This window comes from Acinetobacter sp. XS-4 (assembly GCF_023920705.1).
Taxonomy (GTDB): Bacteria; Pseudomonadota; Gammaproteobacteria; order Pseudomonadales; family Moraxellaceae; genus Acinetobacter.
On the sequence record NZ_CP094657.1, the window covers coordinates 3687608 to 3704004 of the forward strand.

14 protein-coding genes are annotated in these 16397 nt (G+C 39.4%); 6 read left to right on the forward strand and 8 right to left on the reverse strand.

The features are described from left to right. Positions 1-20 precede the first annotated feature (20 nt). From MMY79_RS17100 to MMY79_RS17120, 5 genes are all read right to left on the reverse strand, one after another. Positions 21-593, reverse strand: coding sequence for an HdeD family acid-resistance protein (locus MMY79_RS17100; protein ID WP_252613559.1), 573 nt, complete (start codon positions 591-593; stop codon positions 21-23). Positions 594-728: 135 nt separating this feature from the next. Continuing rightward, complete coding sequence (locus MMY79_RS17105) at positions 729-1487, reverse strand: hypothetical protein (RefSeq protein WP_252610477.1); 759 nt, start codon at positions 1485-1487, stop codon at positions 729-731. Positions 1488-1575: 88 nt separating this feature from the next. Continuing rightward, positions 1576-4212: a type I DNA topoisomerase gene (gene topA, locus MMY79_RS17110; RefSeq protein WP_252610479.1), complete on the reverse strand. Its 2637-nt coding sequence runs from the start codon at positions 4210-4212 to the stop codon at positions 1576-1578. A gap of 35 nt (positions 4213-4247) precedes the next feature. After that, positions 4248-4697, reverse strand: a complete 450-nt coding sequence (locus MMY79_RS17115; RefSeq protein ID WP_004794821.1) for a hypothetical protein — start codon at positions 4695-4697, stop codon at positions 4248-4250. Between the two features lie 148 nt (positions 4698-4845). After that, positions 4846-5223, reverse strand: a complete 378-nt coding sequence (locus tag MMY79_RS17120) for a helix-turn-helix domain-containing protein (protein WP_252610481.1) — start codon at positions 5221-5223, stop codon at positions 4846-4848. 99 nt (positions 5224-5322) lie between these two features. On the opposite strand from MMY79_RS17120, the gene MMY79_RS17125 reads away from it, so the two are divergent. Beyond that, a complete protein-coding gene (locus MMY79_RS17125) occupies positions 5323-6333 on the forward strand; it encodes a zinc-binding alcohol dehydrogenase family protein (protein WP_252610483.1) in 1011 nt (336 codons plus the stop codon). A gap of 55 nt (positions 6334-6388) precedes the next feature. On the opposite strand, the gene MMY79_RS17130 is transcribed toward MMY79_RS17125, so the two are convergent. Next, a complete protein-coding gene (locus tag MMY79_RS17130; protein WP_003654743.1) occupies positions 6389-6634 on the reverse strand; it encodes a SlyX family protein in 246 nt (81 codons plus the stop codon). A gap of 32 nt (positions 6635-6666) precedes the next feature. Here MMY79_RS17130 and MMY79_RS17135 point away from each other — a divergent pair, with 32 nt between their 5' ends. From MMY79_RS17135 to MMY79_RS17150, 4 genes are all read left to right on the forward strand, one after another. Then, positions 6667-8577: an ATP-binding cassette domain-containing protein gene (locus MMY79_RS17135; RefSeq protein WP_252610485.1), complete on the forward strand. Its 1911-nt coding sequence runs from the start codon at positions 6667-6669 to the stop codon at positions 8575-8577. Positions 8578-8811: 234 nt separating this feature from the next. Beyond that, positions 8812-9444 carry a LysE family translocator gene (locus tag MMY79_RS17140; protein WP_004794830.1) on the forward strand — a complete coding sequence of 211 codons (633 nt, stop codon included), beginning with the start codon at positions 8812-8814 and terminating at the stop codon, positions 9442-9444. 116 nt (positions 9445-9560) lie between these two features. Next, on the forward strand, positions 9561-10496 hold the full coding sequence (locus MMY79_RS17145; protein ID WP_252610488.1) for a lauroyl acyltransferase: 936 nt from the start codon (positions 9561-9563) through the stop codon (positions 10494-10496). Positions 10497-10761: 265 nt separating this feature from the next. Further along, positions 10762-11862 (forward strand): glycosyltransferase family 4 protein, encoded by a 1101-nt coding sequence (locus tag MMY79_RS17150; RefSeq protein WP_252610490.1) that lies wholly within the window; start codon positions 10762-10764, stop codon positions 11860-11862. A gap of 50 nt (positions 11863-11912) precedes the next feature. Here the strand turns inward: MMY79_RS17150 and gltP are convergent, their stop codons facing one another. Beyond that, positions 11913-13199, reverse strand: coding sequence for a glutamate/aspartate:proton symporter GltP (gene gltP / locus MMY79_RS17155; RefSeq protein ID WP_252610492.1), 1287 nt, complete (start codon positions 13197-13199; stop codon positions 11913-11915). 698 nt (positions 13200-13897) lie between these two features. After that, a complete protein-coding gene (locus MMY79_RS17160; protein WP_252610494.1) occupies positions 13898-15007 on the reverse strand; it encodes an endonuclease/exonuclease/phosphatase family protein in 1110 nt (369 codons plus the stop codon). Between the two features lie 187 nt (positions 15008-15194). Between MMY79_RS17160 and asd the strand changes: the two genes are divergently transcribed. Further along, on the forward strand, positions 15195-16313 hold the full coding sequence (gene asd / locus MMY79_RS17165) for an aspartate-semialdehyde dehydrogenase (RefSeq protein ID WP_004794839.1): 1119 nt from the start codon (positions 15195-15197) through the stop codon (positions 16311-16313). Positions 16314-16397 lie beyond the last annotated feature (84 nt).

Here is a 16397-nt window from a genome sequence, read left to right on the forward strand (position 1 = left end):
TCTTTGGTTAAATCTTATTTTTAAGATACTGTTTTTGAACTAGATGGAAGATGTTTGATGGCTGAAGCTAAACCTAGAAAGTTAATTCCCTGAAATAAAATATCAATAGCAAGGAACATTCCTAATACCAAAAAAGGTGAATCTTTAGAAACTAAAATTAAAATACCTGTAGCGAGCGTCAATAACCCTGAAAAAAGGGTCCAGCCCCATCCAGTAATTGGCTTAAGTAAAATTGCATTTATAGTACGTATAGCGCCAGCAATGATCAGCGCTATAGATAATAGGCTTGTCAGCACTACTGCTGTAGTGACTGGAGTAGAAAATGCATAATAACCAGCCATTAAATAAAGCACACCAAAGAGCGCCCACAACCATCGGCTTGCGCCTTTAAAAACACTCATAGCCGCGACGAGATGTAAAACACCGCCGACCATCATAAGTATTCCAAATAAAAAAACGACAGAAAAGGTCGCAAATGGCAATGAACTAAATAAAATCAGGCCAAAACCAATAAGCACAAAGCCCAATATCAAATACCATTTACGGTCAGCATGTAACTGATTACGTACTAAATCATTACCTACAGTTTTCATCATGGCTACTCTTATTATCAGGTATTAGAATTTCATCTACCTAATAATAGTGATGCACTTCACATTTTTTGTCTGTATAAAATCTGCATCGTTTTTTAACAATTGATGTGGATAAAGCAGTATTTATCCACAATTTTATTTCACCCAGCCAATTTCTTGGGCTGTAGGTAAACCTATTGTTGTTTCATGTAAGCCATTCGGCATTTTACTACTCTGCTCAGATAAAGGCGTTCGACCACCCATAATTTCGGCATCAGTTTGTGGATATAGAGGCACTTTTTCAGGTTGAGCAAAACCTAAAGGGTAAATAGGTTGTCCTGTTTTTAAATCATATTTGTCTTGTGCCCCAAAGCCATGTAATAGCTCATGAACAATCACGACCTGATTTTGTGAAGCTTGTGTTTTAGTCGCAAATAAATTCACACTACCAATGCGACCTTTTTCTAAAGCAGTCGAATGGATCAAGACTTTTTGATAGTTGGGATCATAATAATTTAAATAAAGTTTGAGTGATGCGCCACTGTCTTCGGGTTGTTTTTGTCGCCATGCATAGAAACGAAATTTTAAGCTCCACCACATAACATGCAAAATATTAGCATTTTGAGGAACCTCAGATGGTCGTTGCTGTAATGGCTGTCCCAAGCGAATTATAAAGTTTCCTGATTGCCCACGATAATGCTGTGACCACTCACCTAAATAGCTGCTAATTGCCCAAAAATCTTCGTTTTTCAACTGATGAATATAGGCCTGTGTTGTCTCTAAACCATCTGCATTAATAGGATGTAAAACGACTACAACTGGTTGATTCCAATCTTGATTTTTATCTCGCCATGCTTGAACAGCAACAATCAATAAAATAATTAATAAGCATAAAACCCGAATGTTTTTCCACATTCTTATTCCCCATAAAATTAAAATTTTCTTTTATTGTTTTAGAAATAAAAAATGCTAGCTGAGCTAGCATTTTTTATATTGGACTTGATTAGCCCTCAACCCATTTACCATCTTGGTAAACTAGGCTCCATTTCGTTTGTTTACCTTCAGGGGTTTCTGAACCTACATATTGTGATTGATTCTTACGACTGAATTTCACAATTGTTGGATTACCTTCAGGATCTACATCTGGTGCTTGTAAAATAAATTGATATTTTGGATCAAGCTGAGCTGCCACACTACGTAACTCTGCAACTTTTGGTGCACGTGTTTCACGAATTTTCGGGAATTTACTCGCTGCCAAGAATAAGCCAGCTGCACCGTCACGCAATACAAAGAAGTCATCATGTTTCGCTGAACGTAAATGTTCCATCTTGATAGGTTCTACACGTGGAGGTGCAGGTTGACCACTCTTCAAGACTTTACGAGTATTGTCACAACTGGTGCAAGCGAAATACGGGCCAAAACGACCAGTCTTAAGCTGCATCTCACCATCACATTTATCACATGGAATCGTTGGGCCATCATAACCCTTGATCTTGAACTCACCTTCTTCAAGCTCAAAACCATCGCAGTCAGGGTTATTACCACATACGTGCAGTTTACGACCACCATCAATCACATAGCTGTCCATGGCAGTGCCACATTTCTCACAGCGATGCTTAGACATTAAGTCCGCGGTTTCAGCACCATCATCATCAGATAGCGCAGCTAAAGACTCAACAGGTGTTAAGTTTAATGTACCTTTACAACGTTCTTTAGGTGGCAAGTTATAGCCAGAACACCCTAAGAACACACCCGTTGTACCGGTACGAATCTGCATTGGACGTGAACATTCAGGACAATGTACGGCTGGTACTTCAACCGGTTGGTTACGGCGCATTCCCTGCTCACCCTGAGCATTGGTTAGGCGTTTCTTAAAATCACCATAGAAAGTGTCTAGTAACTCTTTCCAGTTACGTTCACCCGTTGCGACCTTATCAAGCTGACCTTCGAGGTCTGCCGTAAAGGCATAATTCATCAGGTTATTAAAACTTTCATCCAGACGATCCGTCACAATTTCACCCATTTTTTCGGCGAAAAGACGACGGTTTTCTAACTTAACGTAACCACGTTCCTGAATGGTAGAAATAATCGCGGCATAAGTCGAAGGACGACCAATACTACGTTTTTCAAGCTCTTTAACTAAAGATGCTTCAGTAAAACGTGCAGGTGGTTTAGTAAAGTGTTGACTTGGATCTAACTTTTCTAACTTTAAGATTTCGCCTACTTTAATAGCAGGTAAAATAATGTCGTCATCGGACTTATTCGCGCCACGTACTTTAGTGAAGCCTTCAAATACAAGCGTACGGCCTTTTGCCTTTAACTCAACATTCGCTGCTTCAACAATCAAAGTAGAAGATAAATATTCTGCTGGTGTCATTTGACACGCAACAAACTGACGCCAGATCAAATCATATAGACGTTGAGCATCACGCTCTACACCTGCAAGCTGATCACCTGTAAGTGCAACATTTGACGGACGAATCGCTTCATGGGCTTCTTGAGCACCCGCTTTGTTACCGTAGCGGTTTGGCTTTGCCGGTAAATATTTTTCACCATATTGGCTTTCAATATGCGCACGTACCATGCTTACTGCATCATCACTCAAGAAAGTTGAGTCAGTACGCATATAGGTAATAAAACCAGCTTCATATAAACGCTGAGCCAACATCATGGTTTTCTTCACAGAAAAGCCTAAACGTGTACTCGCAGCCTGTTGCAAAGTTGAAGTAATGTAAGGTGCACTTGGATTGACCTTAGTTGGCTTATCTTCACGCTGTGCAACTTTATATTCAGCACCTTTTAAAACATCTAATAAAGCATCAGTTTCAGCTTTATTTTTCAGTTTAAGGGTTTTACCAGCCTGTCTAAATGCTTCAAGACGAATGTCATCTTTTTTGGACTGAGTATCTGCAAAAACTTGCCAATATTCTTCTGGAATAAAGGCACGAATTTCTCGCTCACGCTCTACAACCAGTTTTACTGCTACTGACTGCACACGTCCAGCTGATAAACCACGGGCAATTTTTTCCCAAAGTAATGGCGAAACCATAAAGCCCACGACACGGTCTAAGAAACGGCGTGCTTGCTGAGCATTCACACGATTTAAATCTAGACGTGTTGGCTGTTTAAATGCTTCTTGAATGGCATTTTTGGTAATTTCGTTAAATACCACGCGATGATAACGGCTGTCATCACCACCAATCACTTCTCTTAAGTGCCAAGCAATAGCTTCCCCTTCTCTATCCAAGTCCGTTGCGAGATAGATTGCATCGGCATCTTTGGCGAGTTTTTTGAGTTCAGCTACAACATTTTCTTTACCAGGCAGAACTTCGTAGTGAGCTTCCCAACCATGTTCAGGATCAACGCCCATACGATTAACTAAAGCCTGACTAGCTTTTTGCTCTTTTTCGGCTTCGGTGAGTTTAGTCCGGGCAGCCGGCTTTTTCTCTGTTGATTTACTGCCACCTGTTGGCAAGTCACGTACGTGACCTACAGAAGACTTTACAATGAATTGCGAACCCAAATATTTATTGATGGTTTTCGCTTTGGCAGGCGACTCCACAATCACTAAGGCACGTTTAGGTGCAGCAGGTGCAGTAGATGCTGTGCTTTGAGATGCAGAGCGCGAGGTATTCGCCATATAAAATGTTATTCCTATACCAATAAATTTAAAAATCAGGCTTTAGCCAAGGTCAACAGATAAGCCTTCATCTCATCTAATTGTGTTGCTCTCAGGTCTGATTCCTCATCCCAATAAAGCCCTACACAGTTTGCCTGCATATCAATAGCATAAATCCCTTTTAATGCAATGGGAGAATCATTAAATTTCTCATCGCCCTGAACCACTTTTAACTTGCCGTCTATAACACGAGCACGCATTAAGGATAAACGGGCATCAGGAATCAATACACTATAATAAGCAACCATGCTGGCACGTTTTTCAGTAGCCATTGGAACATGTGTCCATTCAGGTGCAACAATTACACGTGGATGTAACCCTATTTTTCGGGCTTTATCACGCATAATACCAAGTGCCTTTTCACGAGGGCTCACTCTTAAACCAAAAATGGAGCCCAGTACGAAAAGAACAATGATAACGGTAACCCAAATTCCCATATTGTCCATAGCAAAACCTATTAATCTCTTTTATTAGAGTTGCATAAGCTGACCAGAAAACGCAAGTTACATCAGAAAAATAATGCCCGATAAGATCGCAAGACCCAAAATATCAGTATTTCACGGTGCAAATTGCCACGTTGTAGCTCAAATATATTTAAGAGTTCTGACCATCATTAACAAGTGTCAACTTTCCAAATCGGTCAAGATGGGTATCTCCCCACAGTTTTAAAGCAAATAAAATCTGCTCAAGACTTTGCCCTAATTCGGTCAGGCAATACTCCACTTTAGGCGGAACCTGAGGGTAAACTTCCCGATGAATAATTCCGTCTTGCTCTAACTCACGTAACTGATTTGTCAGCATTCTTTGGGTAATGCTCGGAACACGCTTTCGAATTTCATTAAACCGTAAGGTGCCTTCATTAAATAAATGCCAAAGAATGACGCACTTCCACTTTCCGTCAATCAAACTAATAGCTGCTTCAACTGAACAACCCGGAGAGCAATCAAAACTTGAATGTCGTACTTTTGCCATTTTACAGTATCCTTTTTGACACTATGAGCGTTATTTGTCTGTAGTCACTAAATTTAAGCTTACGTTATGATCAAACTCCCAACAAGAGGAGTTATGATTATGAAAGCTGTGGCATATCAAAAAGCAGGTCCCATTACGTCACCAGAAGCACTCGTTGATATTGAACTCGACACTCCTGTTGCAGAAGGCCATGATTTACTTGTTCGTGTTCAGGCAATTTCAGTTAATCCGGTAGATACAAAAATTCGTAATAGCGTAAGCCCCGAGAATAATCAGTGGAAGACTCTTGGTTGGGATGCAGTAGGCATCGTTGAATCAATTGGAGATCAAGTCTCACAATTTAAAGTCGGAGATACAGTCTGGTATGCAGGTGCACTCAATCGCCAAGGCAGTAACAGTGAATTACAGTTGGTTGATGAACGCATTGTGGGGCATAAACCAAAAACTTTAGAAGCAACTGAAGCTGCTGCTCTTCCTTTAACTGCTATCACAGCATGGGAAATGCTATTTGATCGGTTACAAGTACCCAAAGTTGCCGCAGAAAATACATCAATATTAGTGATTGGCGGAGCTGGTGGTGTAGGCTCAATCACAATTCAACTTCTTAAACAGTTGACTAAGCTAACAATTATTACGACAGCTTCACGAGCAGAAACTAAAGAATGGGTTAAGCAACTCGGTGCTGACTATGTGTTAGATCATAGCCAGCCTTTAGCACCACAAATAAAGCAATTAGGTTTAAATGCACCTTTATATGTTTTCTCGACAACTCAAACAAATCAACATTTATCAGATATCGTAGAGTTAATTGCGCCGCAAGGTCATTTTGGCTTAATTGATGATCCTGCACAGTTAGATATTAAGCCTTTTAAATCGAAGTCTGTATCGGTGCATTGGGAATTTATGTTTACACGCTCAATGTTCCAGACAGAAGATATGGAAAAACAAAATGAAATATTAAATGAAGTCAGCAAGCTGGTTAACGAAGGAAAAATTAAGACGACCGTAACCGAGGTTATAAGTCCAATTAATGCCCAAAACCTAAAACTGGCTCACCAACAAATTGAAAGTGGTACAACAAAAGGAAAAATCGTATTACATGGTTTTTAAGTAAAAATTGAAGATATCTCCTAATAAAATGGCAAGTATTGAACTTGCCATTTTATTAATAGTGAGGAGGTTTATTGGTTAATGGGTCAAAAGCGGCAATACCTTCTGATAAATCCGATGATTCCATACGTTGATAAAGAAATTGCATTTGTTTTTTTAAATCAGCTATTTCTTGAGTCTGAATAGCGAGTTGTTGATTTAATTCTTCAACTAAATCATCCAAAAATGTAATTCGTACTTGCAAATCTTCAATGGGTGCGGACAATGACGCTTGATCATCATGATATGGTGGTTTAGTCATTTAAATCCTCATTTGAGATTCTGGAAAACATTATGGCCTATATTACCCTAAGGGATGTCCAACTTGCTTTTGGCGGACCTGCCCTACTCGATGGCGCGAACTTTAATCTAGAACGTGGCGAACGAGTCTGTTTAATTGGGCGTAATGGTGAAGGTAAGTCTACTTTACTTAAACTGATCGAGGGAAGCCTATTACCAGATTCTGGTGAAGTTTCCATTCAAAATGGTCTAACTGTTTCAATGTTAGCCCAAGACGTTCCAATGGATTCTGGCAAAGTAGCTGACATTGTGGCAGATGGCGCAGGAGAAGCTTCTGAAGTACTCAGAGCTTATCATGAAGCGACCGACGCTTGTATGTTAGGAGATATGGAAGCCTGTGACCGTATGGGTAACCTTCAGCATAAGCTAGACCAGCTAGATGGTTGGGCACTAGAAAATAAGGTAAATGCTCTTTTAAGCAAAATGGGGCTTGATCCAAATGCAGACTTAGCAGACCTGTCAGGTGGTCGTAAACGCCGTGTCTTACTCGCACGTGCTCTTTTAACACAACCAGACGTATTACTTCTAGACGAACCAACGAACCATTTAGATGTTGAAAGTATTGAATGGTTAGAGAAGTTTTTACTCGATCAAAATAATTTAACGCTTCTATTTATTTCGCATGACCGTTCTTTTGTAGATAGCATTGCAACTCGAATTGTGGAACTCGACCGCGGTATTTTACGAGGTTATGAAGGTAATTATTCTCGCTATTTAGAGCTCAAAGCTCAGCAAATGGAAGCAGAAGAAAAACAGAATGCTTTATTTGATAAAAAGTTAGCTGAAGAAGAAGCTTGGATTCGCCAAGGTATTAAAGCACGTCGTACCCGTAATGAAGGCCGTGTTCGTGCTTTAAAAGCTTTACGTGAAGAATCGAAAGCACGCCGCTCACAACAAGGCAAAGTGAGTATGGCAACTCAAGACGCAAATCGTTCAGGTAAATTAGTATTTGATATCGAACATTTAAGCGTCGCTTACGATGACAATTTACTGATCAAAGATTTCTCTACTCTTGTTATGCGTGGTGATCGTATTGGCTTGGTAGGTGATAATGGCGTTGGTAAAACTACATTAATTAAAGCCATTTTAGGTGAACTCGAACATGGCGGTTCAGTTAAAACAGGTACACAGTTAGAAGTTGCCTATTTTGACCAGTTACGTAATGCCTTAGACCTTGAAAAAACAGTCATGGCAAACGTTTCAGAAGGTTCTGACTTCGTTGATGTAAATGGTAACCGTCGTCACATCTACAGCTATTTACAAGACTTCTTATTTTCACCTGAACGTGCCCGTACTCCGGTAAAAGCGCTTTCTGGTGGTGAACGAAATCGAATCTTACTGGCTAAATTGCTGCTTAAACCATCGAATCTAATTGTAATGGATGAGCCAACCAATGACTTGGATATGGTGACTCTAGAGCTACTTGAAGAAATGTTATCTGATTACAAAGGGACCTTGCTCCTCATTAGCCATGACCGTGCATTTATGGATAACGTAGTAACATCTACGTGGGTATTTGATGGCAAAGGTAATATTGCAGAATACATCGGTGGCTACCAAGACTATTTGCAACAACGTCCAGATGACAAAGTAGTCGATCAAAAATCTGATGTTAAAAAAGCTCAGGCAAAAGCTGAAGCGGAAAAAGCTGCTGCCCAAAGTACCGTTAAAAAGGTCAAACTGAGTTATAAAGATCAGCGTGAACTTGAACAATTACCCGCTGAAATTGAAAACTTAGAAAAGGAACAAGCAGAACTTTCTGAGAAACTTGCAGATGGTTCATGGTTTGTTAAAGATGCAGATGCTGCGACCCAAGCAAGCCAACGCCTAGCAGAAATTGAAGAATTACTGCTTGAAAAATTGGAACGTTGGGACGTGCTTGAACAAATGAGCAAAGGAAACTAATTAGTTTTACTTTCCTAAAAAGACCCTAAAAAAGAGCCTTCTTAAATTAAGCAGGCTCTTTTTTTATATTGTGAATATAAGTTTTTAAAAACTTAAAGCTTATAAATCACATTCCTAGAATGGATTATATCTTCGCTATTTTTAGTATTTTAAAATAGCCTTGTGCTTGAATATAGGACTTATAAAAATAATTATGTTATATCTAACAGCATAATAATATTGGAGTGTTTTGGCATGCTGGAGCTTTCTCAAATTTTAGCATTTGGACTAATTTGTTTGGCGATGGTACTCACTCCTGGTCCCAATATGATTTACCTTATTTCCCGCTCAATTTGCCAAGGGAAAACTGCTGGATTTATCTCTTTAGGCGGCGTAGCTGTAGGCTTTATCTTTTATATGCTTTGCGCATCTTTTGGTATTACCGCATTAATTGTTGCTGTTCCTTATGCTTATGACACTATTCGTATTGCTGGTGCAATTTACCTACTCTGGCTTGCATGGAAAGCACTACGTCCAAATGCCGCTCCAATTTTTAATGTAAAAGATTTATCAGTAGATTCGCCAGCTAAACTCTTTTTAATGGGTTTCGCGACCAACTTGCTGAATCCTAAAATTGCGATTATGTATTTATCTTTACTGCCACAATTTATTCACCCACAACAAGGCAGTATTTTGTGGCAATCAATTCAACTCGGTACAATTCAAATTTTTGTCAGCGTTTCAGTAAATGCGCTTATTGTACTTTCTGCGGGTAGCATTGCTCTTTTTCTACAACAAAAACCTCTTTGGGCAAATATACAACGTTGGCTGATGGGAACTGTATTGGCCGGACTCGCTGTTAAAATTCTTTTAGAAAATCGTCGATAACTCAACCTTCTTATTTCGCACTCTCTTAACACTCAATTGAACAGTGTATTACGACGATAAATTCAGTTCGTGATACACTTTTGCCAGTTTTAACTTTCTGAACTCTTTATATCGTTATGAGCCAAAAGCAGCCTTATACGCCCGGTGAATTTCAATGGTCCTTTTTATTGCCTAAATATTGGGGTGTTTGGATTGCTATTGTCTTTTTAATGCTTTTGGCTATTTTACCTTGGGCCATACAATGGCGTCTGGCACATGGCGTAGCTCATCTGGCTTGGAAATATCTAAAATCACGCCGTAAAACCACTATTCGCAATTTAGAAGTCTGCTTTCCAGAATGGTCTGCCGATAAAGTTCAACAACAAGCTCAACAAGTTTTCGTCGATATGATGCTTGGGGTATTTGAAACCTTAAATGCATGGTACAACCCACGCTGGTTTAAAAACCGAGTCACGATTGACGGTTTGGAGCACATTACCAATGCCCAAGCTCAGGGCAAAGGTGTTTTATTACTGGGTACTCACAGCACGCTTCTTGATGCAGGCGGCTATGTTTGTGCGCAATATTTTGAACCGGATGTTGTCTATCGACCTCAAAATAACCCATTGCTCGATATGCTCATTTATCGTTGCCGTGGCACAATTTATAAAGCACAAATCGACCATGATGATATGCGTGGTTTAATTCGTCACCTTAAAGATGGTGATGCAATTTGGTATAGCCCAGATCAAGACTTTGGACTTAAACAAGGTGTTATGGCACCGTTTTTTGGCGTACCTGCTGCCACAGTCACTGCACACCGCCGCTTATTAAAAATCTCAAAAGCAGTCGCCGTGCCTTTATATTTCTATCGCCATGGAGATATCAAGAACCCGAAATATCATGTTCTGATTGAACCTGCGGTCGACAATATGCCAAGTGAAGACGAAGTCGATGATGCAACACGCGTCAATAAAATTATTGAAAATCAACTTCGCATCGCACCGACTCAATATATGTGGTTCCACCGTCGATTTAAGACACGTCCTGAGGGATATGAAGAGATCTATTAAGATAAAGCTGTGATAATTTTAAATTGATAGTAAGCACAGCCTCAATTTAAAGTGAAATTCAAATACTATCGAATAGGCAGACCTTACTTTTCAAGGATAAAAAGTAAGCAAAAATCCTTTGTTCCGCTGATGTTACCTCCTTGTAACACAGCGAAACAGCGACATCCATGTCGCTATCACGATAGTAAATTCCGGATAATGATTTAGTTTGAAATGATGTATCTGTGGATGGTCCATCTTTTATGAATGTATAAGGCAAAAAATAATGAAAGTGATGCAACTTCTCCCAGAACTCAATAGCGGTGGCGTAGAACGCGGCACACTAGAAATTGCACGTGCGCTCGTTGCACAAGGTCATCAGTCTTTAGTTGTTTCAAACGGCGGGCGCTTAGTCTCACAGCTCGAAGCTGAAGGTTCTACTCACTTAACGCTACCCATTCATAAAAAGTCGCTTTCAAGCTTGTGGCAAATCCGCCCTCTACGTCAGCTGATTGAACAGCATCAACCAGATATTGTTCATGTACGCTCACGTGTACCTGCTTGGCTGACTCATTTTGCTTTAAGGAAAATACCTGCGAACAAACGCCCTCACCTCATTAGCACAGTGCATGGCTTTTATTCAGTCAATCGTTATAGTGCGATTATGACGCAGGCTGAAAAAGTGATTGCTGTTTCTGACAGCGTAGTTAAATACATCACTGACCATTATAAAAACTGCCCTCCCCAAGATATTGTTCGGATTTATCGAGGAATTGACCCAGCCGCGTTTCCACATAATTATCAGCCATCAGCACAATGGTTTAATCAAGTTTTTAATGACTTTCCTGAACTCGAAAATAAGTTTTTACTTTGCTTACCTGGCCGTATTACACGTTTAAAAGGACATGAAAGTTTAATTGAACTGATGCAAAAACTAGGTAAACAATATCCTCAGCTACATGCTGTAGTTGTTGGTGGTGCCGATGCAAAAAAACAGGCCTATCTAAGCGAGTTGCAGAGTACCATTCAAAGCAAAGGACTCGCAGATAAAATTACCTTTGTAGGACATCGCTCAGATATACGCGAATGGCTCGCTTTTAGTGACATTGTGCTCTCTCTATCCAATCAAGCAGAAACATTCGGTAGAACAGCATTAGAAGCGCTTTCAGTAGGTACGCCAGTCATTGGCTGGAATCGTGGAGGCGTAGCCGAGATTTTATCGAATGTCTATCCACAAGGTCTTGTTGAAGTAGGAAATGAAAAGGCTTTACTGGAAATAGTGGAACAGCATATTGAACAGCCTCAAGTCGTTGCCCCTGTTACCCTGTTTAGCTTGAAAGACATGTGTGATCAGACACTGGCTCTATATGAATCTGTACTGAAATAACCCCATAAAAAACCCGCGATCAACGCGGGTTTTTACTACAACAAGGCAGATTATTTATAAGTTGCCTCATAAGCTGCTGCTTTCTCGCTGTCGTATTGTTTTTCCCATTTACTAATCACAAGTACTGCAAGTGCATTACCTACAACGTTCAATGCGGTACGTGCCATATCCATGATACGGTCAACACCAGCAATAAATGCTAAGCCTTCAAGTGGAATACCAACTGTATGTAACGTAGCTAATAACACCACGAATGATACACCAGGAACACCAGCAATACCTTTAGAAGTAATCATTAAGGTTACAACTAAAAGAATTTGTTGACCAATTGACATGTCAATACCATAAAGCTGTGCAATAAAGATAGCTGCAATACTTTGGTAAAGTGTTGAACCGTCAAGGTTAAATGAATAACCCGTTGGAATTACAAAACTAGAAATTGCTTTTGGTGCACCGTAGTCTTCCATTTTTTGCATAATACGCGGTAGAACAGTTTCCGAGCTCGCTGTTGAGTAAGCTAAGATCAGTTCATCTTTCAATATTTTCATTAGAATAAGGATATTGATACCGAACATTTTTGCAGTGATTCCTAAAACCACAAAAGCAAAGAATAAGATAGCTGCGTAAACTAATACCACTAATTTAGCTAATGGAATTAATGATGCGAAACCGAAGTTCGCAACAGTTACCGCAATCAAACCAAACACACCAAATGGTGCATATTTCATAATGATGTGTGTCACACGGAACATTGTTTCTGACACAGCATGAAATACGCTTAACAATGGATCTTTGGTCTTCTCTGGCAATGAAGATAAACCAATACCAAATAACACGGCGAAGAAAATCACTGGCAACATTTCGCCATGTGCCATCGAGTTAATAATATTGGTTGGAATCATTGACAAAACTGTCTGTACCAAACCATGCGATTGAGAACCAACTTCTTGAGCTGTACTCTTATATTGAGAAATATCGGTTTGAACCAGTTGAGACATATCAATGCCTGAACCAGGATGGAAGATATTTGCCGCAACCAAACCAACTAAAATGGCAACCGTGGTAATAATTTCAAAGTAGAGAATGGTTTTAAAACCAAGACGCCCTAAACTTTTCGTACTGCCAACACCTGCAATACCTAAAATTAAGGTAGAGAAAACGATTGGAATAACAATCATTTTAATCAGGCTAATAAAGATCTTACCCATTGGCGTAAGAACATTATTCACAATACTATCTTTTATTTCAGGCTGATTATGTAAAACAGCCCCTACAGCTATCCCTAGGACTAAAGCAATTAAAATTTGCCAAGCAAGGCTAAATTTAAAATTCTTCATAAGACAATCCTTATGCACCGCAAAGTATCAAATATGAGAGGGAGAAGACCACTAACTAAGAGTGAAACCTCAATATGTACAGTAATTTCCAAACAGAAATTTAAATGCACAAACAAATCACAACTCGCCGATCTGACGAGATAAACAACAATGCCTGTTGACGATCCAACATGTCAACGATCGGCACATTCTATTGAGATTTACCAATTAAACAACCCCAATTTATATCTAAATAGATGAAAGCCCATATTTACTCATCAATAATCTATAAAAACAAAAACTTATCTTAAAAAAAAATTGTATCTATTTTCATTGAAAATTGCTCAGATATAGACCAGAACTTAATAGGCGCTCACCTATAATTAGATAGATTTTAAAATTAAGATTAGCTTAAAAATATTTCTTTTTTACGGCAAATTAAATATGGTATATATAAAATATTAACCCGAGTTCTGCGTCCTGCAAAACTCGGGTAAATGAGGTTGTGCTTTCAGGTTAATCGTTATTTTTATAGTTTCCTTTCCAACATCTGATCCGTGATGCTATTCCATATCAGCTTTGTGTATCCTTACGTGGGATTGTCCATTCCCGTTTCCGTGTGCCGATGAATGTAGAATAAGGTTTTTATCACCCTCTGCCTATTCGCCCTAGACTCAAATCTTTGTACGATATTGCTTACATCAATTTTTATATTCTTTTCATTTATAAGGCTGCGCAATTTTATCAGTCACAATTTTTTCTTCTTTTTCAGCCTTGGCAATCCCTTCTTGTATGGCGCTTTGAGCCTCTTCTTCATCGGTTTGAGTTTGTTCCAATTCCTCTTGAATATGTTCAAATATTCGCCCAGTCTGTAAAACGACATATACAGGAAAATGATCAGATCCAATATGTGGTAAACGCTGCATTTTAACTAAACCAAAATCGGTACTATGAAAAATATGATCTAAAGACCAACGTAGCAATGGGTAATCTGCATGAAACGTATTAATGAAATGTCGCCCAACTCGTGGATCAAGTAACCCACTAATCCGCTGGAACAACCGCGTAGTACGTGACCACGCTACATCGTTTAAATCCCCCATCACAATACAGCTTTCATCTAAGTCTTTAATCTGATCTCCAACAATTAAAAGCTCTGCATCACGTAAAGTCGAATCTTTCGCCTCGGTTGGACTCGGTGGTTTTGGATGCAAACAATACAGTTGAACTGGCATACTAGATCGTAAAGTCACAGTGGTATGAATAGAAGGAATTTCATCACTCAAAATAAATTTAACTTCAGTATTAGATAGAGGTAATCTGCTATATAAATGCATGCCATATAGGTTATCTAAAGGCACAGGAACACGATAAGGATAGTCTTCTTCAATTTCTTTTAAAGCATTTTCCCAAGTCTTATCACTTTCCAGTGTAAGCAACAAATCTGGTTTTAATGTCCTAATCTGTTCAAGAAGTAAATGATATTTTTCATTTGGGGTTAGAATATTCGATACAATTAATGAAATTTGCTTTTGCTGGTCTAACTGAGATGGTTTTACCTGTTTAACCTGCTTTTTCCAGAGTAAGGTATAAGGCAAAACCATTTTAAGCTGATACGCGATGGCCGCTATAAGCACAGCAAGGACTATCTCGCGCCATAGATTCCATTCGGTAGGCCAAAATAGCATACCAATAAAAGCTAACAGACCAACAAATAGAATCTGCAAACGAGGAAAGTCGGCGCCACGAAACCACCACTCATCACGAGGAATAAGTGACCAGAAACTTAACCAAATCACCAGACCAGCTAGAACTTCGATATAAATCATTGAATTTTCTCTTTTAAGATGATTTGGTTTTTAATGTTTTTGTCATCTTTATCAATTTTGTATGTAACATAAACAAGATATTCTACTCAATAAACATGGTGTTTTGTTTCTGTAACGCTTGCAGTTGTGGACACTTTTGATACACTCAACTCCCCCTAATAATTTTAACGCACCGAGGCAAAATGACATGAAAGTAGGTCTGGTCGGTTGGCGCGGGATGGTCGGTTCCGTCCTTATGCAACGTATGGTTGAAGAGAATGATTTCGCTCATATTGAGCCATTTTATTTCTCTACCAGTAATGCAGGTGGTGAAGCTCCTTCATTTGGTGGTAAGACTGCCCCAGCACTTATGGAAGCTACAGACATTAATAGTCTGAAGCAAATGGATGTCATTATTACCTGTCAAGGTGGTGACTATACGTCTGAAGTTTTCCCACAGTTAAAAGCAACTGGTTGGGATGGCTACTGGATTGATGCAGCCTCTACTTTACGTATGTCAGATGATGCAATCATCGTTCTTGACCCAGTAAACCTTAACGTTATTAAAGACGGCTTGGTTAACGGCACCAAAACTTTCGTAGGTGGTAACTGTACAGTATCGCTTATGTTGATGGGTGTAGGTTCACTTTTCCAAAACAATTTGGTGGAGTGGATGACTGCTATGACTTATCAAGCAGCATCAGGCGCTGGCGCACAAAACATGCGTGAGCTAATTACTGGTATGGGTTACTTATATAACAATACTAAAACATTGTTAGATGATCCTAAATCTGCAATTTTGGATATTGATCGTCAAGTTGCCGAGTTACAACGTGGCGAAGGTTTCCCATCTGCTAACTTCGGTGTGCCATTAGCTGGATCGTTGATTCCTTACATTGATAAGCAACTTGAAAGTGGTCAGTCAAAAGAAGAGTGGAAAGGTCAAGTTGAAACCAACAAGATTTTGGGTAATTCACAAATTGTTCCAATCGATGGCCACTGTGTCCGTATTGGCGCGATGCGTTGCCACTCTCAAGCATTGACAATCAAATTGAAAAAAGATGTCCCACTTGATGAAATCGAAGATATGATTCGTACTTCAAACCAATGGGCAAAAGTTGTACCAAACACTCGTGAAGCGTCTATGACTGACCTTACACCTGTTGCTGTAACTGGTACCTTAACTGTACCTGTTGGCCGTTTGCGCAAACTTAATATGGGTAAAGAATATTTAGGCGCATTCACAGTAGGTGATCAGTTACTTTGGGGTGCTGCTGAGCCTTTACGTCGCATGTTACGCATCTTAGTAGAATACAAAAGCTCATAATTTGGTCTGAATTATTCAGTCAAAACGAAAAGCCGATCACATTAGATCGGCTTTTCCGTAACTGGTTTGTAAAAATTTTACAAT

Bases quoted from the DNA above. Each gene is read 5' to 3' on its own strand.
- MMY79_RS17100 (WP_252613559.1), bottom strand. From the start codon at position 593: ATGAAAACTGTAGGTAATGATTTAGTACGTAATCAGTTACATGCTGAC.
- MMY79_RS17105 (WP_252610477.1), bottom strand. From the start codon at position 1,487: ATGTGGAAAAACATTCGGGTTTTATGCTTATTAATTATTTTATTGATT.
- topA (WP_252610479.1), bottom strand. From the start codon at position 4,212: ATGGCGAATACCTCGCGCTCTGCATCTCAAAGCACAGCATCTACTGCA.
- MMY79_RS17115 (WP_004794821.1), bottom strand. From the start codon at position 4,697: ATGGACAATATGGGAATTTGGGTTACCGTTATCATTGTTCTTTTCGTA.
- MMY79_RS17120 (WP_252610481.1), bottom strand. From the start codon at position 5,223: ATGGCAAAAGTACGACATTCAAGTTTTGATTGCTCTCCGGGTTGTTCA.
- MMY79_RS17125 (WP_252610483.1), top strand. From the start codon at position 5,323: ATGAAAGCTGTGGCATATCAAAAAGCAGGTCCCATTACGTCACCAGAA.
- MMY79_RS17130 (WP_003654743.1), bottom strand. From the start codon at position 6,634: ATGACTAAACCACCATATCATGATGATCAAGCGTCATTGTCCGCACCC.
- MMY79_RS17135 (WP_252610485.1), top strand. From the start codon at position 6,667: ATGGCCTATATTACCCTAAGGGATGTCCAACTTGCTTTTGGCGGACCT.
- MMY79_RS17140 (WP_004794830.1), top strand. From the start codon at position 8,812: ATGCTGGAGCTTTCTCAAATTTTAGCATTTGGACTAATTTGTTTGGCG.
- MMY79_RS17145 (WP_252610488.1), top strand. From the start codon at position 9,561: ATGAGCCAAAAGCAGCCTTATACGCCCGGTGAATTTCAATGGTCCTTT.
- MMY79_RS17150 (WP_252610490.1), top strand. From the start codon at position 10,762: ATGAAAGTGATGCAACTTCTCCCAGAACTCAATAGCGGTGGCGTAGAA.
- gltP (WP_252610492.1), bottom strand. From the start codon at position 13,199: ATGAAGAATTTTAAATTTAGCCTTGCTTGGCAAATTTTAATTGCTTTA.
- MMY79_RS17160 (WP_252610494.1), bottom strand. From the start codon at position 15,007: ATGATTTATATCGAAGTTCTAGCTGGTCTGGTGATTTGGTTAAGTTTC.
- asd (WP_004794839.1), top strand. From the start codon at position 15,195: ATGAAAGTAGGTCTGGTCGGTTGGCGCGGGATGGTCGGTTCCGTCCTT.